Source organism: Siphonobacter sp. SORGH_AS_0500 (assembly GCF_031453245.1).
GTDB lineage: Bacteria > Bacteroidota > Bacteroidia > Cytophagales > Spirosomataceae > Siphonobacter.
In genome coordinates, this window is sequence record NZ_JAVIYT010000007.1 from 76,601 (window position 1) to 100,634 (window position 24,034).

Genomic DNA, 24,034 nt, shown 5'->3' on the forward strand with positions numbered 1-24,034 from the left:
AAACCATTTTGATGGGATGTAGTAGGTAACTAACGGTTGTTGGTAGTACTGCTTACTCTGGTGGTGTAGTTAATTAATTAGTGCTGCCAGCGAAAAAGCTGGCCGGGCCACACTGGCATCAGCAACCCTTTCTGGTAATGCCTGATAAGAAAAGTAGAAACCGTATCCCAGGAAGCTCCATAACTGGGATGATTCGTTAATATGAAATCATGCTAGTATTATCTTTAACAAAGCTGAGCGTAACCGGATTTACTGGTTTATAAGGTCGTTCGGTGTAAGGGTTGAAAGCTCTGTTATGTAAGGCATGGCTCCGGCAATATCATGAACGCAGGAATCGCCTAGGATGTAACCATAGTGGCGGGTATTCCGGCCAGGGTAATTAAAGAATGATAACCCTTACCTGGGGTAACCCCAAACGAAGCCAGTCTATTCACCGAAAAATTCTGGAAAAAATCCGCCACCAAACCATAACACTGTTTTTAGAATAGAGTTAATAAAGAAACGTATGAAGGGTGGAGGGCATGCCAGCATTGACAAATGCTTGGGGAATCCATCTTGAAAATACATATTCAAGGATTTTATATAGTATCTTTCGCTTTGGTCTAGAAAGTATTATTCATGAATAGTAACCCATCTCTCTCCTTTGCAGAGAAAATTTCTAATATAGAAAGGTTAACCTCAGCCTTAGAAGCCGCTCGGGTGGGTACCTGGGATTTAGACATTGATCAACAGCTCGTTTGGTGGGATAAACGATGCCAGTCGTTGTATGGATTTTCGGGGGCGGATGTCGTCTCGTATGAACAGGTATTGAACCTCATTCATCCTGAGGATTGTTCAATGGTTCGAGAGGCTATTGTGTGGGCTCTAAATCCTGAGTCATCAGGTAAGTATGATGTCACTTTCCGGACGCTGGGAGCAAAAGACGGACGGCTCCGCTGGTTGCACTGCAGAGGACAGGCATTTTTTGACGAATCGGGTAAAGCCTCTCGGTTTTCTGGTGTCGCCCAGGATATAAGCAGGGAAACGGATACCCGTCATCAACTGGAAACCAGTGAACACCATTGGCGTAATATAGTGTCCAGTTCAGCCACCGCAACGGCCATTTACAGAGGCCGGGACATGATAATTGAGGCGGTTAATGATGCTATGTTAACGATTTGGGGGAAGGATGCGTCTGTCAACGGGAAAACGTTTTCAGAAGCCCTGCCTGAACTTGAAGACCAGCCTTTTCTCCATTTGCTACAGGAGGTATTCGATACAGGTATTGCCCACCATAACTCCGAGGGAGCGGCTACGCTTATGATTGATGGTCGCTTACAGGAATTCTGGTTTAACTACTCCTACGCTCCGTTGAGGAGAGAATCGGGAGAAATTTACGGCATTATTCACACTGCTACCGACATTACCCGGCAGGTGCAGGCCCGACGTGATCTGGAAGTGCAGAAGCAACAGTTTCAGGCCATGATGGAAGGGAGCTTGTTGTTGAAATGCCTGCTCGATACCAAAGGAACCATTACGTTTCAAAATCAGCGTTACCAGGAATACACGGGCTTAACCCTGGAAGAAAGTCGCAAGGATGGCTGGCAGCGACTGTTTAAAGCGGAACACTTTGAGGCTTTCGAAAAGCTAGTTCTGAGAAGCTTCCAAACAGAAAAAAGCTTCATCTGCGAAAGTCAGTTACGTCGCCATGACGGTGCTTATTGCTGGCATGAAATTGAATTTGTGCCGCTTTTTGGCGAAAATCAGAAGCTTACCGGCTGGGTATGCCGGGCTACGGACATTCACGAACAAAAGACCTTACTGAGCCGTCTGGAATATCTGGTGCAACAGCGTACCGAAGAACTGGAAGCCAGTCTGGAAGAACTTCGGGCCGCCAATGAAGCCCTACAGGAACGCACCGAAGAGCTTGCCGCTAGTAACGAAGAATTACAGGCCTTGAACGAGGAGCTGGAAGAAAGAGGGTATGAGCTGGCTGCCAGTAACGAAGAATTGCAGGTATCGAGTGAAGAGCTAGGAGAATCCAACCAGCAATTGTCTCTGTCCAACGACCGTTTGCAGCGATTTGCTTACGTCGCCAGTCATGACTTACAGGAACCTCTTCGAAAGATTCAGACGTTCGGCTCATTGCTCAGTCATAAATACGGTTCTCAGTTAGGTAATGAGGGCCTGTCGTATCTGAACCGCATCAGTAAGGCAGGCGAGCAAATGTCCACACTTATTCAGGATCTGCTTAACTACTCTAAAATGATTAATCAGGAAGATCATTTTCATGTAGTCTCGCTAAATCAGGTGATAGAGCAGGTCTTGGAAACCCTGGATTTGAGCATTGAACAAACACAGGCTCAAATTAAAATTGACCCCTTACCAGCCATTATTGGCGATGAGTCGCAACTAAGTCAGCTTTTTCAAAACCTGATTTCGAACGCAATAAAATTTGCTAAACCTGCCAGCTCTCCTCACATTCATATCACTACTAAAATTGTCCATCGGCCCGAGTTACCTCCAGTAGTGGTGCCTATTACTAAAGCAGATCGGTATTATCAGATTAGCGTTATTGATGAGGGAATCGGTTTCGATGAGCAGTTTTTAGATCGAATTTTCGAAGTTTTCCAACGGTTACACGATAAAAAACAATACGTAGGAACCGGAATTGGGCTGGCGATTTGTCAACGGGTTATTGAAAATCATGGAGGGGCCATTACCGCTGAAAGTGCACCCGGCAGAGGAGCCAGTTTCCATGTTTATTTTCCGGTGTAACCTGCCCTTCAAGCCAAGAAGCCCTTTTTCGTGAAAGGGCTTCTTGGGTAGTAAAAGCTATGACAAGTTATGCCTCGGGTAAATACACCGTAAATGTTGATCCTTGATTCACCTTGCTGCTTGCCGTGATGTACCCACCGTGGTTCTCTATTACCTGCTGGCAAATCGCCAGCCCAATTCCGGTTCCTGGGAAGGTATCTTTCGTATGAAGCCGTTGAAAAACCAGAAAAATTCGGTCGGCGTATTTTTCATCAAAACCAATTCCCTGATCCACAACCGTGATTTCGTGGAAAATGCTGGCCGGACTCATAATTTTATAGGTTGACGGCAGCATACTTCGTTCTACCAGGCGATGGTTCACAGCAATCGTTACCTGCTCTCCCTCAGGACTAAACTTAAGGGCGTTGGAAAGCAAGTTCAAAAAGAGTTGATATAATTGGTTTTCATCTCCTTTGACTATGGGTAAATCGTCTAACCTGATTTGAGCATTTTTTTCCTGAATCGCCAGTGAAAGCGAATCAAGTACGCTTGCAATGACGGTATTAAATGGAACCGAATAAAACTCCTGTTGGCGGGTAGTAACTCGGGAATAATTTAACAGATCATTAATCAGACGCGACATGTTTTGGGCGGCTACATTAATCCGGTCAATGAGATGCTGCGTATCCGAATTTAACTGACCCTCCGTTCGATCTGACAGTAATGAGCTGAAGGTTTGAATTTTACGTAGAGGCTCCTGTAAATCGTGACTGGCTACGTAAGCAAACTGTTGCAGATTATCGTTAGATCGTTTTAGTTCATGATTGGATTGGGTAAGCTCCAACGTACGTTCCTGTACCAGATTTTCCAGAGCAAGCTGAGCCGACCTAATCTGGGTAACATCCTGACTGAACCCGAACAGCGACACGGCGTTACCCTTTTCATCAAATTGCATCTGGCCTTTGGAGTGAAGTATATAAACCTGACCCGAATGCTTATTTTTTAATCGGTACTCCACTTCAAGTCCACCCCCCAACGAGACGTCAAATGCTCTGCTATAGGCTGCTTCAAAAGCAGGTAAGTCTTCGGGTACGATAGCGGCAATGGTATCGCTGAGTGTCAACGGGTCAGGGCTGCCTACCCAATCCGTTATCCGTTGCGAAAAATCGGAAGTCTGAGTAGCTATGTCCACCTTCCAGATCCCTAGTTGTGATAAATCAATGGCGTTTTGAAGAGCCTGACGCGTTTGTTCGTAGTTCTGTCGTAAAATTACCTCCTCGGTTACATCGATGGCCACATTCAGAATGGCATATACTTCACCATTCAGATCACGAATGGGCTGGTAGGTAAAGTCGAAGTAAAACGTTTTTAGCTCTCCGTATATCACCAGGTCAGCTCGCATGCCCTTGGCCGAATAAGCCTTACCCGTGGTATAGACTTGGTCAAGTAACTGTAAGAAAGCCTGATTTTTTAATTCGGGCAATAACTCTTCAATCCGCTTGCCTTGCACTGCCTTCCCCTTGCCCCAAAACTGAATCATGAGCTCATTGGCAATCTCAATTTTCATCTCCCTTCCGGTGTATAGGCCGAGAGCAATGGGAGATTGTTCCAGTAAGGCTCGAAAGCGACTTTCACTGGCCTCTAAAGCCCGTTGAGACCGAAGCTGCTCCGTAATGTTCATGCAAAAGTTCACAATACTGACTTTGCCATCGGCCTCGCAGACAGGCTCAAAACTTACATAATAATGGGCTGTCTCGGGTTTTCCATCTTTCAGGAGTTGAACGGAAAGATCCGGGGTAGCAAACCGTTGTTTGGTTTGAATGACGGTATCAAGAATTTCCTTTAAACCCTGACGCGTTAACTCTGGCAACGTTTTCAGACAGGATTGACCCTGGATCTCAAGGGCTGTGTGACCACCCATTTCAGCAATCCGGTCATTAACTAATTCAAACACATGTTCTTCGCCGCTCAATAAGCCCAGGCCAATAGGAGCATGCCGCAGAACGGTTTCAAAACGTTTCTGGCTCGTTAATAAAGCGGCATTTTCTTCCTTTAATCTTCGCTCGCTTTCTTCCAGGTCAAGGGTTTTCTTGCGAAGTTCCAGAAGCCTCATTACCTGTTTGGAAAGCGTTTTTAAGGCAGAAATCTGGGTGGGTAATAACGTTTTCGTTTGGCGATCAATCACGCATAAAGAGCCCAATACCATCCCATTTTCGTCAACCAGGGGGGCTCCGGCGTAGAAAACAATGTGAGGGTCGCTTACTACTAATGGATTTTCTGCGAAACGGTGATCCGTTCGGGCATCTTCTACAATCAACGTTTCCGAAGGCTGGTGGATCGCGTGAGCACAAAAGGACTGCTCTCGAGGGGTTTCACGAACGTCCAATCCCCGATTGGATTTGAACCACTGTCGATGTTCATCTACCAGACTGATTAAGGCGATGGGAGTCTGGCAGATTTCGGCGGCTAGCTGAGTAATATCTTCATAGTCCTGCTCGGGTAAAGTATCAAGAATGGCATAGCTTTTCAACGTTTCCACTCGCTTTAATTCATCCGCAGCATTCAAGGAGCTTGACATGGGTACGTTAAATCAGATTTGTAATGAAGTAAACCCGAAATTGTAGATATTGTTAATAATTAATAGTAGAGCTGTAGTCCCTGTTCTTTTCTAGTGTTTTCATCTACCTGCTTTGCGTAAGAAATTCGCATTTATAACTAATAAAACAGGAATAGCTAATAGCGTTATTTAAAGTTCTTCTACGACAGCAATACGTAAGTTTTAAAAGCCTGATTAGTAGTAAAATGCTAAAGTTAGCTTGAAAAAGCTAATGTTTTCCAGCAAGTAATCGCCTGGCTAAATTAAATATTCGGCCTGATTATAAGGGTGGTAAACGAACTTCATTCCGAGGAAGCGAGGCTTTGTTTCGAGTAAAGATTGGCTCATAGCTTTTACTACTAAAAAAAACCGTCTGCAAGTTTTTGGCAGACGGTTTCGAAAGGCTGATGTTTTAAAAAATTATACCCGCTTTAACGAATAAAATACCAGCAGAATTACCATTTCCAGACCATAGATTACAATCAATGGAATGAGGTAGAACTCATTGATAACATCCAGGAAATAATATAACCCCAGGGTAACGGAGAAGCAAAATCCCAGCATTAAAAACGCCGGGATCGTGATTTTTTTATTCTGGTGATATTTATTGACGATGTAAACCAGTAGTAATCCCTGAATGAACAGAAATATAAAAATGCACAGAGCCGTGCCAAATTGGTGAACAAACATCATAAGTTTTTATTCTTCATCTTCGGAGGGTTCGTCACCTAAATCGCGTAACTGCACCAAACCAATTGCGTTGTTTTCAATCGTGCTGATCAATACTTCATACCGATTGACCACGGTGGTTTGACCTACGGCGGGTAGTCTTCCAAAACGCTCCACTAATATACCCGCCAACGTTTCATATCCCGCTCGTTTCTGAATAGGCCGGGGCAGCAGAGGATTGACATCCAATAGGGAAGTGGTAGCTTTAAGCTGATACGTATCTTCCGTCAGCTTTTCTACCAGCGGACGTTCTTCATCCGATTCATCCTGAATCTCACCCACCAGTTCTTCCAGAATGTCCTCCATCGTAATCAACCCTTCGGTACCGCCGTATTCATTGATGACGACCGCCATTTGTTGCCGGCTTTGCTGAAATTCACGTAGTAACGGACGAATTCGCTTGGTAGAAGGCACGAAAAATGTTGGTTTGATCAGCGAACGAATATCCAGTTCCTTATCATCCTGAAGTTTGAGCAAGATCTCTTTCAGATACACAACTCCCAGAACGTGGTCGAGGTTTTCTTCGTAACAGGGAATGCGGGAATAATTTTCACTGATTACTTCCTGTAAAGTCTCGGCGGAAAATTCATTGACATCAATTCCGAAGATCTGTGTGCGGGGGGTCATGATCTGACGGACGCTACGTTCGGAAAACTGAAAAGCTTTTTCAACCAGTGTTAAATCAGAACCTTCGGTATGGTCTTCCTTCGATTCATAATCCTGCTGGCTTTGGTGAACGAGGTACTTTAACTCGTCGGCACTATGCACTTCTGAGCTATGGCTTACGGTGATACCAAAGGTCTTGAGCACAACAGCCGCAATGCCATTGAGAAGCCAGATTACTGGACGGAAAATGATAAAGAAAAATTGAAGCGGGTACGAAACGGCCATCGTTGTCTTTTCCGCCTGCTGAATCGCCAGCGACTTTGGAGCCAGTTCACCGAAAACAATGTGCAGAATGGTAATGACTGCAAAGGCAACGGGCAGGGCAATTTGATGAGCCAGCGTTTCATCAAGTTGCAGTCCAATGCTGTGCATAAACGCAATCAGAATTTTAGAAACGACCGGTTCACCAATCCATCCTAAACCCAAACTGGCCAAGGTAATCCCCAGCTGCGTAGCGGCCAGGTAACCGTCCAGATTGGAAAGAATACGCGTGGAAAGACGGGCAGCCGCATTTCCGGCCTGGGCTTTGAGTTCCAGTTGCGAAGCCCGGACTTTGACAATCGCAAACTCGGCGGCTACAAAAAAACCATTAAGTAGCACCAGCACCAGGGTAATTAAAAAATTGAGTAACATGGATGGGTTGAATTAATATCGGTTGAGATAATCTTGGTAATGTGCGGGATAAAGTAACTTAATTTTTTCCTGAATGGCCGGAGGAACCGGCTCGTTTCGATAATGAATGCCCTTTTGCGATAAAAAATCGACAACCTGCATCTTCTGTCGGTATTGTATCGACTCCATCGGGACTATTTTTTCTCTTAAAATATGTACCAGATATACTTTTTGACCACTTTCCATGTATTGGCTACGGTCGGCTACGAGGCGTTTGTAATCCGCTCCGTGTTCCAGTAAGTACAAGGCTGTATCAAAATGGTTAAATTCAATGGCCCGCAACAATGGCGTTTTAGAATTCGGGTTTACATAGTTGATTTCGGCCCCGGCTTCCACCAAAACCTTAGCCTTTTCAACGGGATGTAAAGTCTGGGTAACATCTCCACAGGCAATCAACAGCGGCGTTTCCCTTTCAATGGTTCCATCCTGAATGGAAACTAGGGTTTCATCATTCGGATTTCCTTTATGGGCCAGTAGCAATTTAAGAATAACTGTATTATCGGCTTCCGGGTTTTGAAGTCGGGCCGCTTCGAGCATAGGAGACGAGCCATTGTAAGCCGTGTGGGCATTAGGATTGGCACCCGCTTCCAGCAAAGCCTGCGTTGCTTTAACCTGCCCTTTTTGTACGCTAATCATCAAAAGCGTTTGTCCGTAGCGGCGTTCGATGGTTTCCAGATCAAAGGTATTTTTTCGAATGAAATCCCGGATCTCGTCCATTTCTTCCGCATCCAATAGCTTCGCCAGCGGCCAGACCGCCGTATTTTTAAACAGTCGGTAATCTACCTGACTGTAATGACGATCTTCCCAAAATAAGTCACAGGAAGTAAGTCCCAGACCCAACAGGATAATCAATCCGTAAACAATCAGACGTTTAAACATGGGCTAAAGTTTGATTCTATTTGAAAAGGTTGATTCGTAGTTTGAGCGTTTGATTGGGTTTGAACGTTTGAATCTATTGGGTGACGTTAGCTGAAGTTTGAGAATGCGTTTAATTAAGTTTTGAAATCATGTGGTTTTAAAAGGTAACATGTATGAACCTGTCCCTCTCAAACCTTAATCAAACAAACTCAAACCCTCAAACCACGAATCAGACGCATCAACTAACGCCAGCCTCCGCCGAGTGCCCGGTAGAGATCTACGAGCGACAGGAACTGGGCCCGTTTGGTATTAATGAGCGATAATTCCGATTCCAGCACGGAACGTTGCGAAGTAATAACTTCCAGATACGTCGCATATCCCGTCGCAAACAGATTATCGGAAGTCCTGGCCGCCTGACGTAATACTGCCACTTCTTCGGTTTTGAAATCCGCTACGTTGCGGTAGTTTTCCAATCCTTTCAGGCTATTCACTACTTCCGAAACACCCGTCAAAACCGTTCGTTGGTACGTAATGAATGCTTCCTTGCTCTCGGCTTCTTCCACGCGTAGGTTTCCTTTCAGCAAACGGCGGTTAAAGATGGGAGCTGACAAGCCACCCACCAGCCCTGCGGCAACGGATTGCGGATTGGCCAGTACTCCTAACCGAAAGGCATTCAGCCCCAGGTAGGGAGTCAGATTCAGGGAAGGTAAAAATTCGGCTCGGGCTACTGCGACATCAATGTTAGAAGCTTCCAGTTCACGTTCGGCCTGCCGGATGTCGGGACGACGGCTGATGAGCTGGCTCGGAATCCCCGCTACTACCGTTGATGGTAACTGCTGTTCCCGAATCGAAATCCCCCGAACAATGGGCTGCGGATAACGGCCCAGTAGAACATTAATCTGGTTTTCAGCTTCCTGAATCTGCTGACGCACACCGCCTTCCAACCCTTTCGTGTTGAGTAGCTGGGCTCTGAATTGCTGAACCGCAAGTTCAGTTACGCGTCCGGCTGCTTTTTGAACTTCCACCAGCTTGAGAGCCTGCTCCTGCAATTCGATGTTATCCTCAATGATTTCCAGTTCGGCATCCAGTGAGAGCAGGGTAAAATAAAGTCGGGCTACGTCGGATACCAGAGCTGTAACGATGTAATTACGTCCTTCTTCGCTCGCCAGCACGCGATTGTAAGCTGCCCGGCGACGGTTCCGTAATTTCCCCCAGATGTCGATTTCCCAGGAGCTACGCAAGCCAATGAAGTAATCGGGCGTTGGGTTGGGAATACGGCTGGAACCCGTTACATACTCTGAGAAATTGGTATCGTAGTTACCCACGCCATTGAGGGTATAACGACCAAAGCGATCCACCCCGACAGAGGCTACTGCGTCAACTCTGGGCAACAAAGCGGCATTGCTAATGCCATACTGAGCTCGCGTGCCTTCGATGCGTTGCAGGGCAATCCTAAGGTCTGGATTATTCGCCAAGGCGGTGTCGATCAGCAAAACCAGATTGGCATCCGTAAATAGGCGACGATAAGGGTCATTGGCAATACTGGCGGAATCGGAGCTGGCTTCACTCAAACTACCCGCGTAAGAGTCGGGCAGGGCCAACGAGGGAATGGCTGCCGGGGTATGGGCCACCCGGCAGGCACTCACACCCAACAAAACGGAACTGCCAACGAAAAGAGCGATAAACTGACTTTTAAGATTCATGAACATACGTACTTTCAGTGGGGGAAGAAACAACGTCTGATTTGGAGCCCATGCGTTCGCCCATTTTGGCGAAGATGACATACAGACCGGGGACGATTACCAGTCCAAACACGGTACCCACGAGCATACCGCCCGCCGCTGCCGTACCAATGGAACGGTTACCCAGGGCACCCGCACCCGTAGCAATACACAAGGGAATCAGACCGGCAATGAAGGCGAAGGAAGTCATCAGAATGGGTCGAAGACGGGTTACGGCACCTTCCATGGCGGCCTTCACAATACTCAGCCCTTCCCGCTGCCGCTGGCTGGCAAATTCTACGATCAGAATGGCATTTTTACCCAATAAACCAATAAGCATCACCAGGGCGACCTGGGCGTAAATGTTATTCTGTAAACCCGCTAGTTGCAGGCACAGGAATGAGCCGAAAATCCCGGTGGGTAAGGATAATAAAACGGGCAAGGGCAGTAACAGACTTTCGTATTGAGCGACCAGTAACAAATACACAAACAGCAGACATAGCATGAAAATGTAAATCGCCTGATTCCCCGAAAGTACCTCCTCACGCGACATCCCCGACCAGGCAAAGGAGTATCCTCTTGGTAACTTGGCCGCTACTTCTTCCACGGCTTTCAGGGCATCACCACTGCTGTATCCGGGAGCGGCATCGCCGTTGATTAGGGCCGAGGTATACATGTTGTAGCGAGTCAACTGCTCAGGGCCATATACCCGTTCCAGCCGGATGAAGTTGGAGTAAGGCACCATTTCGCCCTTGGCATTTTTCACGTGCATGTTCAGCACATCTTCGGGCTTGGTACGATACTCAGGCGAAGCCTGCACCATGACTTTGTACATTTGTCCGAAGCGGATGAAATTTGAGGCGTAAAAACTTCCCATCAGGGTTTGCAGCGTGCTCATGGCATTGTCTACCGAGATGCCTTTCTGAGCGGCTTTGTCGTAATCGACGTGCAACATGTACTGGGGGAAGCTAGGATCGAAGCTCGTAAACACCTGACCGATTTCTGGACGCTTATTGACTTCCGCCATAAAGTCTTCGGCTACTTTTTTAGTGGCCTGTAAATCACCTTTACCCGTACGATCTAGTAATCGTAATTCAAACCCGCTGGAGTTACCAAAGCCGGGAACGGTTGGGGGTGGGAAGTACTGAACACTGGCTCCCTGAATGTGTCGGGTCTGTTTTTCCAGATTCGCAATCACGTCATCTACGGTTTCCTTTCGTTCTTCCCAGCTTTTGAGGTTAACCATCGCCATGCCATAGGAAGAACCAGATCCATCCGTCATCAAGCTAAAACCAGCAAGGGTTGAAACGTTTTCAACGGCGGACATTTTAGAAGCAACCTGCTGAATCTGATCCAATACTTCTTCGGTACGCTTTACGGTAGCTCCTGCGGGGGTGGTTACGTTTACGTAAATCATGCCCTGATCTTCGGTAGGAATAAATCCACTCGGAAGAATCGTATTAATACCCCAGGTTCCGGCCACGAAAAGGGCGAGTAAACCCACGGTCACGACGCGACGACTGATGATGCGTTTGAGTAATCCCTGATAACGACCCGTCAGGCGGTCAAATCCCCGGTTGAAGCTGGCAAAAAATCGACCTAACCAGTTTTTACGGCTTTCCGCTGACGTATGCGGTTTTAGTAATAAGGCACACAAAGCAGGGGTTAAGGTAAGAGCGTTCAGACCCGAAATCAGAATGGCTACGGCCAGGGTTAAGGAAAACTGGCGGTAGAAAATCCCGACGGGACCGGAGAGAAAAGCCACGGGCACGAATACCGCCGACATGACCAATGTGATGGCAATCAAAGCCCCGCTGATTTCCCGCATGGCTGCAAATGTTGCCTGTCGAGGCGATAAATGCTCTTCGGCCATTTTTGCGTGAACGGCTTCCACGACGACAATCCCATCATCCACCACAATCCCGATGGCTAATACCAGAGCGAACAGCGTTAACAGGTTAATGGAGAAGCCAATCATGCTCATAAAAGCAAAGGCTCCAACCAGGGCTACCGGTACCACCAGGGCACAAATCAGGGTGGATCGCCAGTCCTGTAAGAAGAGGAATACGACAATAAATACGAGTACGAATGCCTCAAAGAGCGTCCGAACAACTTCGTGAATAGACGCATCCAGGAATCGGGAAACGTCGTAGGCAAAGTTATAAGTCATGCCCGGCGGGAAGGTCTCTTGCTTCAGTTCCGCCATCCGGGTTTTTACGTTCTCGATGATCTCACGGGCGTTGGAACCGGGTCGCTGTTTCAGCATAATAGCCGCCGAAGGACGACCATCCGTTTTGGATAATACATCGTAATCCAGCGAGCCAAACTCTACATCGGCTACGTCTTTCAGGCGTAAAATCGAACCACTGGGATCGGCCCTGAGTACAATATTGCGGTATTGATCGGGCTCGAAAAACTTACCCGTATATTTCAAAACGTATTGTAACACCTGCGGAGCCCGGTCCGCACTTTCCCCGGCTTTTCCCGGAGCGGCCTCCACGTTTTGCTGACGAATGGCGTTAATGACTTCTTCGGGAGAAAGATTATAGGCCGTCAAACGATCCGGCTTTAACCATACCCGCATCGAATATTCACGGGAACCCATGATGTCAGCAAACCCTACGCCGTCAATTCGTTTGAGTTCAGCCAGAATATTAATATCCGCAAAATTGTAAATGAACTTCTCATCGACGGTAGAATCATCACTGAAAATATTCAGATACAATAACATACTGTTGACTTCCTTTTCCGTAATAACCCCGGCCTTGATGACCTCTTCGGGTAACTCATCGAGCACCGCCGTTACCCGGTTCTGCACGTTCATGGCCGCCAGATCGGGGTCGGTTCCTACTTCAAAAAAGATTTGAATCAGCGTGGTTCCATCGTTACCCGAAACGGAGTTCATGTACACCATGCCGGGTACACCGTTAATGGCCCGTTCGAGTGGAGTAGCCACCGCTTTGGTACACACTTCGGCGTTGGCTCCCGTGTATTTGGTGGTTACGGTAACCGATGGAGGAACAATATCAGGGAATTGAGTAACGGGTAATCCCGTCAGGGCCAGTACTCCCAGCAGTGTAATGACTACAGAAATGACCGACGACAACAGGGGCCGTTTAATGAATATATCAAACATAAAGTGGGGTTTAGATTACAGCACATGAGCAGATTGCTGCGTAACCGTTAGGCTATCGCTGGAAATGGGCTGGGGTGTGATTTCGTCCCCATCACGAACGTTCTGAATTCCTTCGAAAACAACCCGTTCGCCAGGCTGTAGGCCAGAATTAACAATGTAGTTTTTACCGACGCGACCGCGGGGAATGAAGCTGCGGGATTTGACTTTACCCGACTTGTCAACAACGTATACATAATTTTTGTCCTGCACCTCAAATACCGCTTTCTGGGGTACGAGTAGAGCATCGGCAACCTGCGTACTGAGACGAATTTTACCCGAAGACCCGTGCTTGAGCAACTGCTTGGGATTGGCAAAACGAGCCCGGAAGGCAATCGTTCCTGACCCCCCTTCAAAGGTGCTTTCCATGACTTCAATATGGCCCCGAATGGGGTAAAGCGATTCATCGGCCAGTAGCATTTCTACTTCCTGACCACCTTTACCCAGCAGGTTGCGGTTGTTCTTGATGAAACTCAGGTATTCTCGTTCCGATACATCAAAATAGGCAAATACTTCCTGAATGTCGGAAACGGTGGTTAACAAAGCACCGGACTCAATCAGACTTCCCATTTTGAAAGGAATCCGGTTAATAACTCCATCGAAGGGGGCACGGATGTTTGCCTGGGTCAGTCGTAAAGCCGCGGCTTCATGGGCGGCCCGGGCTTCGTCGATCTGGGCCCGGGCCCCTTCAAGTTTAGCTTTGGCTAGTTCCATTTCTGAAGGCGAAACGACTTTGTTGTCTAATAACAATTTTACCCGCCCTACTTCAACTTCCGCCGTTTTTGCTTCGGCCTGAGCAATCTTCAGGGCTGCTTTTGCCTTGTCGGCTTCTACCTGATATTCGGCTGCGTTCAGGCTGAAAAGGATCTGCCCCTTATGCACCCGCTGGCCTTCATCGACGTGAATTTTTTCCAGAAAACCGGTTACCCGAGCTCTGATTTCAACATTTCGAACGGCTTCGAGTGTGCTGACATATTCGCGTTGCAGTTGGGTAGGGCGGCGACTGATTTCTACGACGGGAAGGGTTAATTTTTCTTTGGGCTGATTGGTTTGGGCTTCTTTACTCTGGCAACCAGAGAGCCAAACGCCGATCAGCAAGGCGGAAACGCCTATGCTTTTTTTCATGAATACAAGTGGTGAATGGACTTATTAGCTGATTGAATCGTGTTGATTATCAGCTGATAAGATGATGAAGAAAGAAATTTGGAAATACAATGAATAACGGATCGGTATGCATACACCGATTCGACCTTAACTCCTGAGAATTATGGAAAAAGGAATTACGCCTTACGTTGGGGCGGAGGCGAAGAAATTTCCAGCATCCGACTTAGTAACTCGTCGGTGCGGTCTGGAATGAAAAGTGTAGGTAATACAATAACCGTTTCGACGGGAGGAAGAAGCCGAAAGGTAGGCGTGAAAAAGTAATCCTGATTGAGTTTGGTCAGATCACTATCCTCATCGGGTTCATCGTGCTCGGGGACCACGTTATCCAGGCCAAAGCCTTCTTCCAGCACGAACTCAATCAGACTTTCCATGTCATTAATGGTTGGGTCTTCATGCGTTTCTCCATCCTCTGAATAACACACGTTGCGATCGGGCGTATCAATGCTGAGGTTGATGACATGCAGTGCCATCAACAAACAAAACAATTGATAAAGGATCCAACTACGGTTTCTTTTCTTCATGGGATAGAGCTAAACCATGACGAAAGTAGGCAGAATTTAATGGTTATGGAAGAGAAATCGACATATTCTTAGAACGATTCCCTAAAATCCTATTCATGGAGACGGTTTTAATGATATTCTAATCGAGGTTAAAGCGAGGGGTTTTTAGGATTCTTTTCTGGGTTGTTTTTGGGTTTTGTAATTTATAAATTGATGTTCCCCGGATTACATCCGGGGCTATTCGTGTTGAACCCCTCTGGGGTTTTAAATTTGGTTTTATAGTTGATGGTTATAGGATACCTGTATATCTAATGCTCTTCCGGATTTACAATCCGAAAGCTATTTGTTAAGGATTTGTAATTCGATGCTACATCCAGGGCTATCCAGCCTGGGGCTAGTGGTGCTGAACACCTCTGAGGTTGATGCGAGTCTTAGGGACAACGAGCCTTTTCAAAATCCTTATTCGTTTGAGATGATAGCGTATCAGCTTCACCCAACATTCAAACGAAATCAAAGCTCAAACCCGATTATGATAACTATGCGGCGAATAATGGGCTTAATATCCGCATTATTTGCGGATATTAGTTAAGCTTGCGGAGATTGTGTAGTATATTCACCGCATAATTAGCGGAGAATGTACATCTATCAACAAAGAAACTGGCCTCACTTTTATTGGGATGAATCTCAAATCCTTAATACTCTGGCTGCTCTTCGGCACAAACAGGGACGATTAATTGGGAAAATGTCAACCCTGGGTTTTACGCTTCAGGAAGAAGCCATGCTACGGACTTTGACGCTGGAAGTATTAAAGACCAGTGAGATTGAAGGGGAGATTTTAGATTCAGATCAGGTTCGGTCGTCCATTGCCCGGCGACTAGGTATAGAGAGCTTCGGCCTGGTGAAGGCCGATCGCGACGTAGAGGGAGTCGTAGAAATGTTGCTGGATGCCACTCAAAAGTATACCGAGCCTTTAACGAAGGATCGGCTTTTCGGCTGGCACTCGGCTCTGTTTCCTACGGGGAGGAGCGGCATGTATAAAATTACGGTTGGCGACTGGCGGGGGGAAGGCGACGGCCCCATGCAGGTGGTTTCGGGCCCACTGGGACGGGAACACGTGCATTACGAAGCACCGGATTATGCGGTGATTGACCAGGAAATGGAGCAGTTTCTGGATTGGTTCAATCGCGAAGAACCCATCGATCCAGTTATAAAAGCGGCCATTGCCCATTTATGGTTTGTAACCATTCACCCGTTTGACGACGGCAACGGGCGGATTGCCCGAACGATCGCGGATTTACAGTTATCCCGGGCAGATGAAAGCGTTCAGCGGTTTTATAGCATGTCGGCTCAGATTCGGAAAGAACGAAACCGATACTACGAAGTTCTCGAAAAAACGCAGAAAGGAGACCTGAACGTAACGGAATGGCTGGAGTGGTTTATGAAGTGTCTGGACCGGGCCATCGTGGCAACCGATGAAGTATTATCGAGTGTACTGACGAAAGCAAAATACTGGGAATGGTTCAAAAGCAAATCCATCAGCGAGCGACAAAAGTTAATGCTCAATAAATTAATGGATGGATTTGAAGGGAAATTAACTACTTCCAAATGGGCAAAAATTGCTAAATGTTCACAGGATACTGCTCTTCGGGATATCCAGAATTTAATGGAACAAGGCATCCTGAACCAAGACGGTCCTGGCGGTAGAAGTACCAGTTATTACCTGGCTCCGGTGTTATGAAAATCAGTGAGAATCGTTGTTTATAATTTTTGGTATAAAAGAAGTTAATGAGTAATGAAAATATAATTATTCACTAATGTAAAATCAAAACTTATACTGCTACTATCTTGATGATAGTTATTTATAAAATATAAGTTAAGTAATTAAAGCTAATGAATTATCCATGTAATAAATAATTTATTTATGTAATAGGTTATAGACTGTGTAAAGTTTACAATGGTTGGATCTTCATGCGAATGATCGAGGAGTAAATAACTTTTTCTATCCGTTATCTCGAACGTAGATATTTTTATATGTAATGGGTTGTATTATAGATAGTTAACAATAATTAATGGGTAAGTGTATTTGAAAAAAGTAAGAAGTTCCTTCGCTTTGCTCTGAATGACAGACTCGAGGTGCAAACCAACTTATCCTAGGGTCCTCTTGAACGTAGGGAATCATTTTTCCTACGTTCAACCTCTTAATAGACAGATTTTTAAAATAAAGTAATTGCCTTAATTAGTTTATAGGTAATACATGCACATCTGATCTTTACTTAAATCAATTCTAACAAAATTTAACATATACGTTGATGCAACGGAAGCCTTGATTTACGCATTATTGTATTAATTCGTAAATTAATACATCCTTCATTCCATCTTCATGATACGTATTTTACCTGCCTTCTTATTTTTTAATTTACTTTTTGATTCAGTTTTATCCTTTTCTCAAACCTCTTCCACTATTAAACAACAATCCGTTGCTACGATTAGTGGGTACGTTCGGGAAAAAGGAAGTCAGGAAGCTTTGCTCGGCGTTTCGGTGCTCGTCGAAGGAACTTCCTTGGGAACCGCTACGAATGCGTACGGCTTTTATTCATTAACCTTACCGGTACAGGAGCACCTTTCGCTGCGTTTTTCCTTCGTGGGTTACCAAACCGAAACCCGAACGATTGACCTGAAGAACAATACCAGTCTCTCCCTCGAATTAACTCCTGGACGTATGTTGCATGAAGTAACCGTTCGCGGAAAGACGCAGGATAAGGTGAGCGAAACGCCACAAATGAGTAAAATCGAAGTACCGATTTCGCAGATAAAGAAGATCCCGGCTTTGCTGGGCGAAAAGGATGTGCTTAAGGTGTTGCAACTCATGCCCGGTGTTCAGAAGGGCAGTGAAGGCAGTACGGGCATTTATGTTCGCGGTGGTGGTCCCGATCAAAACCTGATTATCCTCGATGATGCCACCGTCTATAATGCGAATCACCTCTTCGGCTTTTTCTCGGTCTTCAACGGCGATGCTCTTAAAAGCGTGGAACTTACCAAAGGCGGTTTTCCAGCCCGGTACGGCGGTCGTTTATCTTCGGTTATTGAACTGAACATGAAGGATGGCAATAAGGAGAAACTGCATGGCGAAGGAAGTATTGGGTTAATCGCTTCGCGGGTAACCCTAGAAGGGCCCATCAAACGCAAGAAAGACAGTACGGCACGATCCTCTTTCCTGATTTCTGGTCGGCGGACGTATCTGGATTTGATTGCCCGGCCCCTCATTGCTCTGTCCACGGAAGGGGATGAAATGGCAGGCTATCATTTTTATGATCTGAATGCCAAGTTGAATTATGATTTTGGACCGAAAAACAAAGTATACCTGAGCGGTTATTTTGGGCAGGATAGGTTTTTTGCCAGGAGTAAATACGGGAATTCCAGTAGTAAGGCGGGGCTTGACTGGGGTAATGCCACGGGTACAGTACGCTGGAATCATTTGTTTTCCGACAAGCTTTTTGCCAATACATCCTTGATTTTCAGCAATTACCGCTTTTCTATTTATCTACAAGACCGAAGTTTTAATAATGATGACCAAAAGGAAAGCATCTATGACTTACGGTATAATTCAGGCATTCGGGATTTTTCCTTTAAAACTGACTTTGATTATTATCCTAATCCTCAGCATTCCATTCGGTTTGGGCTTCAGTCGCTGGCTCACCGCTTTACACCCAGTGCTACGGTATTACAGGATACGGACCTTAATCGGAATAAAAAAGACATTCAGAACATCGATGTGGTTGAAACGGGCCTTTATGCCGAAGACCACTGGACACCCGTTCAGCGTTTACGGATCAATGCCGGGATGCGGGTAAGTCATTTTTTGCATCGGGAAATCCAATACTTACGGCCAGAACCTCGGTTGTCAGCCGCTTATATTCTCCAGCCTGATTTATCGTTCAAAGTCTCCTACGCCCTGATGAATCAATATGTTCATATGCTATCCAATACGGGCATCGGGCTTCCAACGGACTTATGGGTACCTACTACTAATCGCGTTAAACCTCAGCAGTCAGAGCAAATCGCGGCGGGCTTTGCGAAAGACCTTACTAAAAGCGGCCTGACGTTTACACTGGAGGGGTATTACAAGCGGATGAACAACATCATTAGTTATAAAGAAGGAGCCAGTTTTCTGGTCATCGACGACCCTGAAACCGCTGGACAGGTTGACTGGCAGCAAAACGTAACCTCGGGGAAGGGCTGGTCGTATGGAGTGGAAGCCTTATTACAAAAGAAAGTAGGTCGTTTTTCGGGTTGGGCTGGTTATACCCTTTCCTGGACGCAGTGGCAATTCCCGGAATTAAACGATGGTAAAAAGTTCTTTCCCCGTTACGACCGCCGCCATGACATTTCGCTGGTGGGGGTGTATGAGCTTAGCCCCCGAATCACACTTTCAGGAACCTGGGTGTATGGTACAGGCAATGCTTTAACAATTCCCACCGGAAAGTATATGGCCTATACCCGTCTGACGCCCAACTCTTATTCAGAAGGAAATCGGGAAGTAGAAGATTACGGACAGAAAAATGCCTTCCGGGCCGCCGCTTATCATCGTTTTGACGTTGGAATTCAGTTCCACAAAAAGATGAAACGCCACGAACGCACCTGGGAGTTTAGCGTTTATAATCTCTACGATCGGCGGAACCCCTTCTTTTATATGTTGAGTGAAAAGGATATTCCTAACCCTGCTTCCCCCGGATCTACCCGATCAAAAACGGTGCTTAATCAATATTCCATTTTCCCGATTATCCCCTCATTCAGTTACATGTTTAAGTTTTAATCAGACCTTCTTCTTTGTTATGAAATATCTTTTTTTAGTACCAGTAATGGCCTTAGTTCTAGTGGGGTGTAAGCCTTTGTATAAAGAGGTTAATCCAGATGGTATCCCGCAAACGGGTTCGAAATTGGTGGTGCATAGTTTCATCTCACCTCAGGATACTGCATTATTGGTTAAAGTTAGTGTGTCCAGAAATGTACTGGGAGAAAGTGTGCCCTTTTATCGGCTGGATGTAATGGATGCGAACGTAGAGCTTTCGGATGGAGCCCATTCCGTTAATCTTACTTACGATTTCCCATCAGGAGGGTATTATAAAATTAACGCAAAACTTTTTCCAATTCAGGAAGGAAAGACCTACACACTTAAAGTAGGCAGAACGGGCGGAACAGCAGTTCAGGCACAGACGACGGTTCCTTATGCGGTACCTTTGCAACGGCTGGAAATAGATACCCTTACTGTTACTTCTTTTGTGAATGGAAAAATAAGAATGTATTGGAATGATGTAGCAAAGCAAGCCAATTATTATAGCGTAGATGCAAAAGTAAATTACGATATGATCACCTCTGTGCGGACCGGGGCTGGGGTTTTGAAAGATACCCTCATGCATGCTTCCCAACGCTTGCGTTTTGATGAACCGTTCCTGACGGATCAGGGTTTTGATGGCCAACCGATGGCAAGCCCACGTCAGGAGTTTACTATTTATCCCTCTTACTACGGGAGCTCTCCGCGACTACTGCGACCTATTTTAATAACTGCTTACCTCTTACATCTGGATTCAAACTATTATAAGTATCAAAAGGCCGTGGAAGAATGGAATAATGACAATCCCTTTGCTGAACCGGTGCTTATTCCCTCTAATATTCAGGGTGGTCTGGGCTGTTTTGGATCTTATTCGAGAGCAGAGTTTACGGGAAAAATTGGTAACTAACTCGGGTATCAATGAATAAAAAAGGTTGCTCGTCAGTACAGCGAGCAACCTTTTTTGCGTAAGCCTTTTCTATTACTGGTTCAGCCACTGCTTAAACGAAGGAGCTTTTTCTTTACTGATGATGATTTCAATCGGCTCCTGCTTTCCGGCTATTACTTTAAGTTTTCCGTTGAAGTAATTATGGATACTCTGGATGCAATAAACCTGAATGATATACTGACGATTGGCCCGGAAAAACCGAACTGGATCGAGTTCAACTTCCAGCTCTTCCAGCGTGTAGGGAATCATGGATTGGTCGCCCGTTTTTAGGCAAGCAAAGGTAATTTTGGATTCCGAAAAGAAGTATTCAATATCCTGAACATTCACCGTCGTATAACCATCCCGATACGGAAGCAGAAATCGCTGACGGTAGGGTTTCGTCTGTTTTCGATATAAATCAAGCAATTCGGTATATAAAACCGATGCTTCCCTGGCTGGTGATGCATGATGTAGGCGATCAAATTTATCCAGAGCCTGCGTTAACTCGTCGGTATCGATTGGTTTCAGAAGGTAATCAATACTGTTTACCTTAAAAGCCGACATCATATACTCGTCATAAGCCGTTGTAAAGATGATCGGGCTACTAACGGATAGTTGAGAAAAAATATCAAAACAAATGCCATCCGCCAGCCGGATATCCATGAAAATGAGCTGGGGTTGTGGGTGGGTTTTCAGCCATTCAATACTTTCGCTGACCGTTCCTAATACTGCCAGAACTTCATGATTGGGCCGAATCATTTGTAGCAATCGCAAAAGACGATTAGCATTGGGCTGTTCGTCTTCAATGATGAGTAAGGATAAGGAATTCATGCGATAACGATTAAGGCACTCTCAGAAAATTAGGGCTTGGAGTAATCAAATAAAGGTAACTCCACCCAGAATAATTCAGCGTCAGAACCCTGAACGGGAATTTCGTAGGACAAAAGGCGATACCGATTTTTAATATTCTCCAGCCCTAATCCGGTTGAAGGCAATGGCGTTGGGAAAGGCTGCAAATTATTGGAAACACAAAGCCGATTACCCAGATCGTAAATCTGAATTTTTAGCGGTTTCGCATACGTCGCCCGATTGTGTTTGATGGCGTTTTCAATTAACAACTGAATGGCAATGGGAGGGACCCGTTTGGTTAGTAAATCGGGGTTAATATCAAAGCAAATCTGCACCTGCTCGCCGTGCCGAATCTGAATTAAATACTGGTAGGCTTTAACGAAGGCAATTTCATCTTTCAAAGGCACCAGATCCTGCCGAGTGTTCTGAATCATGTACCGATATACCTTCGATAATTTATCCAAAAACAAACTTGCCTTATGGGTATCTTCCTGAATCAGTTCAGATAAAGTGCTGAAATTATTGAATAGAAAATGAGGGTCTAGTTGTAGCTTTAACGATTGCAGCTCGGCCTGAAGAGCCACGCCTTTTAATTCCAGCGTCTTGACTTTCAGCTCGGCGGCCTCTTCCAGACTTTGTTTGATACGACTCAGGAGGAAATACCCCGTGTGAAAAGTGCTGATCATTAACGAAACAATGAGGTTAACGATCAGAAATTGCCAGGATTCCAGTTCTTCCTGAGGCGTAGGCGTTCCGGGATACAACCAGGTATAAATCTGATCCTGAATCATTAACAGGCCAATACTCGCCCCCAGCGTTAGTACCGTTTGACTCACAAACCGGGCCAACGGAGAATTAACCCAGGGGAGCCAGCGTTCGAGTCCGCTAGCAATGCCGATACTGACTTCAATGATGAACCAACTGAAAATGAAGGTAATGGTCAAATCAGTTACCCATTCTTTGCAGGTTAGAATACCTCCCAACGTCCAGAGTCGATTATCGGGATTGATGAGGTAATACAGCAAATGAATGGCTAATACGACCAGGGGCGTCATGGCCAGCCGGATGTACCGCCGGTATGATTTACGATCAAGATTCACGTGAAATGCAGGCATACATGATTTGAAGAGATGTTTAACGCCAGCCGCCGCCTAAAGCCCGGTAGAGTTCGATGGTTGCATTTGCCTTTTCCCGTTCCAATTGAGTAACATTCAACCGGGATTGCAGGAAGTTACTTTGAGCGGTAATGATTTCCAGGTAATTAGCCATTCCATTTTTGAATAACAATTCGGTTGAACCAATGCCCTCTTCCAGAGCCTGCCGACGCTTGGTCGCATGTTGAATCTGCTCTTCGATTTTCTGATTTGCCACCAGGGCGTTAGACACTTCGGTATAACCCGTGAGTACGGCCTGTTGAAAATTAATTGCCGCTTTTTCCTGATTGATTCGGGCTTGTTCAATCTGGGTTTTTAACTGCCGCCGCTGAAAAACGGGTTGAGTTAGGCCTCCCGCAATATTCCAGAAGAACGAACCGGGAACGTTCAGCCAGTTGGAAACCTGAAAGGAAGTTAATCCACTTTGTCCCGTAATAACCAATCGAGGATACAAGGCAATTTCTGCGATGCCTAGCCGGGCGTTGGTCGCTCTCAGCTCGTATTCGGCAGCATGAATGTCCGGGCGGGCCGCCAGCAACTCTACTGAATAACCCTGCTGGTGGTTGAGGCTAAATTCCTGCCCCGGCTGGGCCCGACGGGTAATCCCCTTCGCGTAGGACCCGCACAGCAGACTTAAAGCATTTTCCTGCTGAATGATGCTTTGTTCAATCTGAGGAATGAGCTGTCTGGTTTCTTCCAATTGGGCTTTCGCCTGTTGAATGGCTAATTGAGTCGCTTCCCCAACCCGGTACTGAGCATTCGTTATCATAACCGTGCTGTCACTGAGTTCCTCACTGTGCCGAGCAATTCTCAGTTGTTCGTCCAGCATTAACAAGTTGTAATAACCATTGGCTACGTCGGCTACCAATCGGGTTTGTACCCCGCGTTTCAATGCTTCATTTTGTAAGATACCCGCCAGAGCTTCTTCTTTCTGCCGCTTTACCCGGCCCCAGATGTCTACTTCCCAATTCAGGCCCAGATTTACATTAAAATCATTGACGTTCAATGTTCCGATGAAAGCTTCATTCCCCAACCCTGCAAAACTGTTACGGGCCGTCCGGTTGCGACTGACCTGCAACTGAGCGTTCAGATCGGGGAGGTAGTTGAGCTTTACCTGCTTTAACGTTGTTTGAGCATATTCAATGTTCTTGATGGCTATGCGTAAATCATTGTTATACGCCAGAGCCGTATCAATAAGACTACGAAGGGTGGCATTGGCAAAGAAGTCCTGAACGTTGGGTAACGTTCGGAGCGTCGTATCCCTTACCTGAGCGTTACGAAACTGCTCCGGTTGTTGTAAATCAGGACGTTTATAATCCCGGGTTACTTTGCAGGCCGTAAGTAGGCAAAGAATCACCAGGACGGAATAAATAGCTTTCATTTTCTTATTAATCATGGTTCTTGAGGGGAGCTGGTTTACTAGGGAAGCTAACAGCTTTTCCTGCCTATGGAGTTGTCCCG

Annotated in this window: 15 protein-coding genes; 4 read left to right on the top strand and 11 right to left on the bottom strand. The window is 46.0% G+C overall.

Annotated features, from left to right (window positions below; genetic code table 11):
* Window positions 1–618: 618 nt before the first annotated feature.
* Window positions 619–2,757, top strand: a complete 2,139-nt coding sequence (locus QE357_RS22850) for a PAS domain S-box protein (RefSeq protein WP_309712967.1) — start codon at window positions 619–621, stop codon at window positions 2,755–2,757.
* Between the two features lie 67 nt (window positions 2,758–2,824).
* On the opposite strand, the gene QE357_RS22855 is transcribed toward QE357_RS22850, so the two are convergent.
* The 8 genes from QE357_RS22855 to QE357_RS22890 form a co-directional block, all read right to left on the bottom strand.
* Complete coding sequence (locus QE357_RS22855; protein ID WP_309712969.1) at window positions 2,825–5,314, bottom strand: ATP-binding protein; 2,490 nt, start codon at window positions 5,312–5,314, stop codon at window positions 2,825–2,827.
* A gap of 438 nt (window positions 5,315–5,752) precedes the next feature.
* On the bottom strand, window positions 5,753–6,025 hold the full coding sequence (locus tag QE357_RS22860; RefSeq protein WP_309712972.1) for a hypothetical protein: 273 nt from the start codon (window positions 6,023–6,025) through the stop codon (window positions 5,753–5,755).
* A 6-nt stretch (window positions 6,026–6,031) separates the two neighbouring features.
* Window positions 6,032–7,360 (bottom strand): hemolysin family protein, encoded by a 1,329-nt coding sequence (locus QE357_RS22865; RefSeq protein ID WP_106638117.1) that lies wholly within the window; start codon window positions 7,358–7,360, stop codon window positions 6,032–6,034.
* Window positions 7,361–7,372: 12 nt separating this feature from the next.
* A complete protein-coding gene (locus QE357_RS22870; RefSeq protein ID WP_309712976.1) occupies window positions 7,373–8,278 on the bottom strand; it encodes an ankyrin repeat domain-containing protein in 906 nt (301 codons plus the stop codon).
* A gap of 221 nt (window positions 8,279–8,499) precedes the next feature.
* On the bottom strand, window positions 8,500–9,966 hold the full coding sequence (locus tag QE357_RS22875; protein ID WP_409050279.1) for an efflux transporter outer membrane subunit: 1,467 nt from the start codon (window positions 9,964–9,966) through the stop codon (window positions 8,500–8,502).
* A complete protein-coding gene (locus QE357_RS22880) occupies window positions 9,950–13,114 on the bottom strand; it encodes a multidrug efflux RND transporter permease subunit (RefSeq protein WP_309712983.1) in 3,165 nt (1,054 codons plus the stop codon). The genes QE357_RS22875 and QE357_RS22880 overlap by 17 nt, the downstream gene beginning before the upstream one ends.
* A gap of 15 nt (window positions 13,115–13,129) precedes the next feature.
* Window positions 13,130–14,275, bottom strand: coding sequence for an efflux RND transporter periplasmic adaptor subunit (locus tag QE357_RS22885; protein WP_106638119.1), 1,146 nt, complete (start codon window positions 14,273–14,275; stop codon window positions 13,130–13,132).
* Window positions 14,276–14,430: 155 nt separating this feature from the next.
* The gene (locus QE357_RS22890) at window positions 14,431–14,784 is read right to left on the bottom strand and encodes a hypothetical protein (RefSeq protein WP_106638120.1); all 354 of its coding nucleotides are present in this window, start codon (window positions 14,782–14,784) and stop codon (window positions 14,431–14,433) included.
* A 664-nt stretch (window positions 14,785–15,448) separates the two neighbouring features.
* Between QE357_RS22890 and QE357_RS22895 the strand changes: the two genes are divergently transcribed.
* The 3 genes from QE357_RS22895 to QE357_RS22905 all read left to right on the top strand — a co-directional run bounded on the left by QE357_RS22895 (window position 15,449) and on the right by QE357_RS22905 (window position 20,552).
* Complete coding sequence (locus tag QE357_RS22895) at window positions 15,449–16,552, top strand: Fic family protein (RefSeq protein ID WP_309712990.1); 1,104 nt, start codon at window positions 15,449–15,451, stop codon at window positions 16,550–16,552.
* A gap of 642 nt (window positions 16,553–17,194) precedes the next feature.
* On the top strand, window positions 17,195–19,627 hold the full coding sequence (locus QE357_RS22900) for a TonB-dependent receptor (RefSeq protein WP_309712993.1): 2,433 nt from the start codon (window positions 17,195–17,197) through the stop codon (window positions 19,625–19,627).
* A 46-nt stretch (window positions 19,628–19,673) separates the two neighbouring features.
* Window positions 19,674–20,552, top strand: a complete 879-nt coding sequence (locus QE357_RS22905) for a DUF4249 domain-containing protein (RefSeq protein WP_309712996.1) — start codon at window positions 19,674–19,676, stop codon at window positions 20,550–20,552.
* A 72-nt stretch (window positions 20,553–20,624) separates the two neighbouring features.
* On the opposite strand, the gene QE357_RS22910 is transcribed toward QE357_RS22905, so the two are convergent.
* From QE357_RS22910 to QE357_RS22920, 3 genes are read right to left on the bottom strand one after another with little or no spacing between them, the layout of a single operon-like run.
* Window positions 20,625–21,401: a LytTR family DNA-binding domain-containing protein gene (locus QE357_RS22910; RefSeq protein WP_309712999.1), complete on the bottom strand. Its 777-nt coding sequence runs from the start codon at window positions 21,399–21,401 to the stop codon at window positions 20,625–20,627.
* A gap of 29 nt (window positions 21,402–21,430) precedes the next feature.
* The gene (locus QE357_RS22915) at window positions 21,431–22,534 is read right to left on the bottom strand and encodes a histidine kinase (protein WP_309713001.1); all 1,104 of its coding nucleotides are present in this window, start codon (window positions 22,532–22,534) and stop codon (window positions 21,431–21,433) included.
* Between the two features lie 19 nt (window positions 22,535–22,553).
* Window positions 22,554–23,954: an efflux transporter outer membrane subunit gene (locus QE357_RS22920; protein WP_309713004.1), complete on the bottom strand. Its 1,401-nt coding sequence runs from the start codon at window positions 23,952–23,954 to the stop codon at window positions 22,554–22,556.
* Between the last annotated feature and the right edge of the window lie 80 nt (window positions 23,955–24,034).

Coding starts and splice junctions, on each gene's coding strand:
- QE357_RS22850 (WP_309712967.1), top strand. CDS start 619: ATGAATAGTAACCCATCTCTCTCCTTTGCAGAGAAAATTTCTAATATA.
- QE357_RS22855 (WP_309712969.1), bottom strand. CDS start 5,314: ATGTCAAGCTCCTTGAATGCTGCGGATGAATTAAAGCGAGTGGAAACG.
- QE357_RS22860 (WP_309712972.1), bottom strand. CDS start 6,025: ATGATGTTTGTTCACCAATTTGGCACGGCTCTGTGCATTTTTATATTT.
- QE357_RS22865 (WP_106638117.1), bottom strand. CDS start 7,360: ATGTTACTCAATTTTTTAATTACCCTGGTGCTGGTGCTACTTAATGGT.
- QE357_RS22870 (WP_309712976.1), bottom strand. CDS start 8,278: ATGTTTAAACGTCTGATTGTTTACGGATTGATTATCCTGTTGGGTCTG.
- QE357_RS22875 (WP_409050279.1), bottom strand. CDS start 9,966: ATGTTCATGAATCTTAAAAGTCAGTTTATCGCTCTTTTCGTTGGCAGT.
- QE357_RS22880 (WP_309712983.1), bottom strand. CDS start 13,114: ATGTTTGATATATTCATTAAACGGCCCCTGTTGTCGTCGGTCATTTCT.
- QE357_RS22885 (WP_106638119.1), bottom strand. CDS start 14,275: ATGAAAAAAAGCATAGGCGTTTCCGCCTTGCTGATCGGCGTTTGGCTC.
- QE357_RS22890 (WP_106638120.1), bottom strand. CDS start 14,784: ATGGCACTGCATGTCATCAACCTCAGCATTGATACGCCCGATCGCAAC.
- QE357_RS22895 (WP_309712990.1), top strand. CDS start 15,449: ATGTACATCTATCAACAAAGAAACTGGCCTCACTTTTATTGGGATGAA.
- QE357_RS22900 (WP_309712993.1), top strand. CDS start 17,195: ATGATACGTATTTTACCTGCCTTCTTATTTTTTAATTTACTTTTTGAT.
- QE357_RS22905 (WP_309712996.1), top strand. CDS start 19,674: ATGGCCTTAGTTCTAGTGGGGTGTAAGCCTTTGTATAAAGAGGTTAAT.
- QE357_RS22910 (WP_309712999.1), bottom strand. CDS start 21,401: ATGAATTCCTTATCCTTACTCATCATTGAAGACGAACAGCCCAATGCT.
- QE357_RS22915 (WP_309713001.1), bottom strand. CDS start 22,534: ATGCCTGCATTTCACGTGAATCTTGATCGTAAATCATACCGGCGGTAC.
- QE357_RS22920 (WP_309713004.1), bottom strand. CDS start 23,954: ATGAAAGCTATTTATTCCGTCCTGGTGATTCTTTGCCTACTTACGGCC.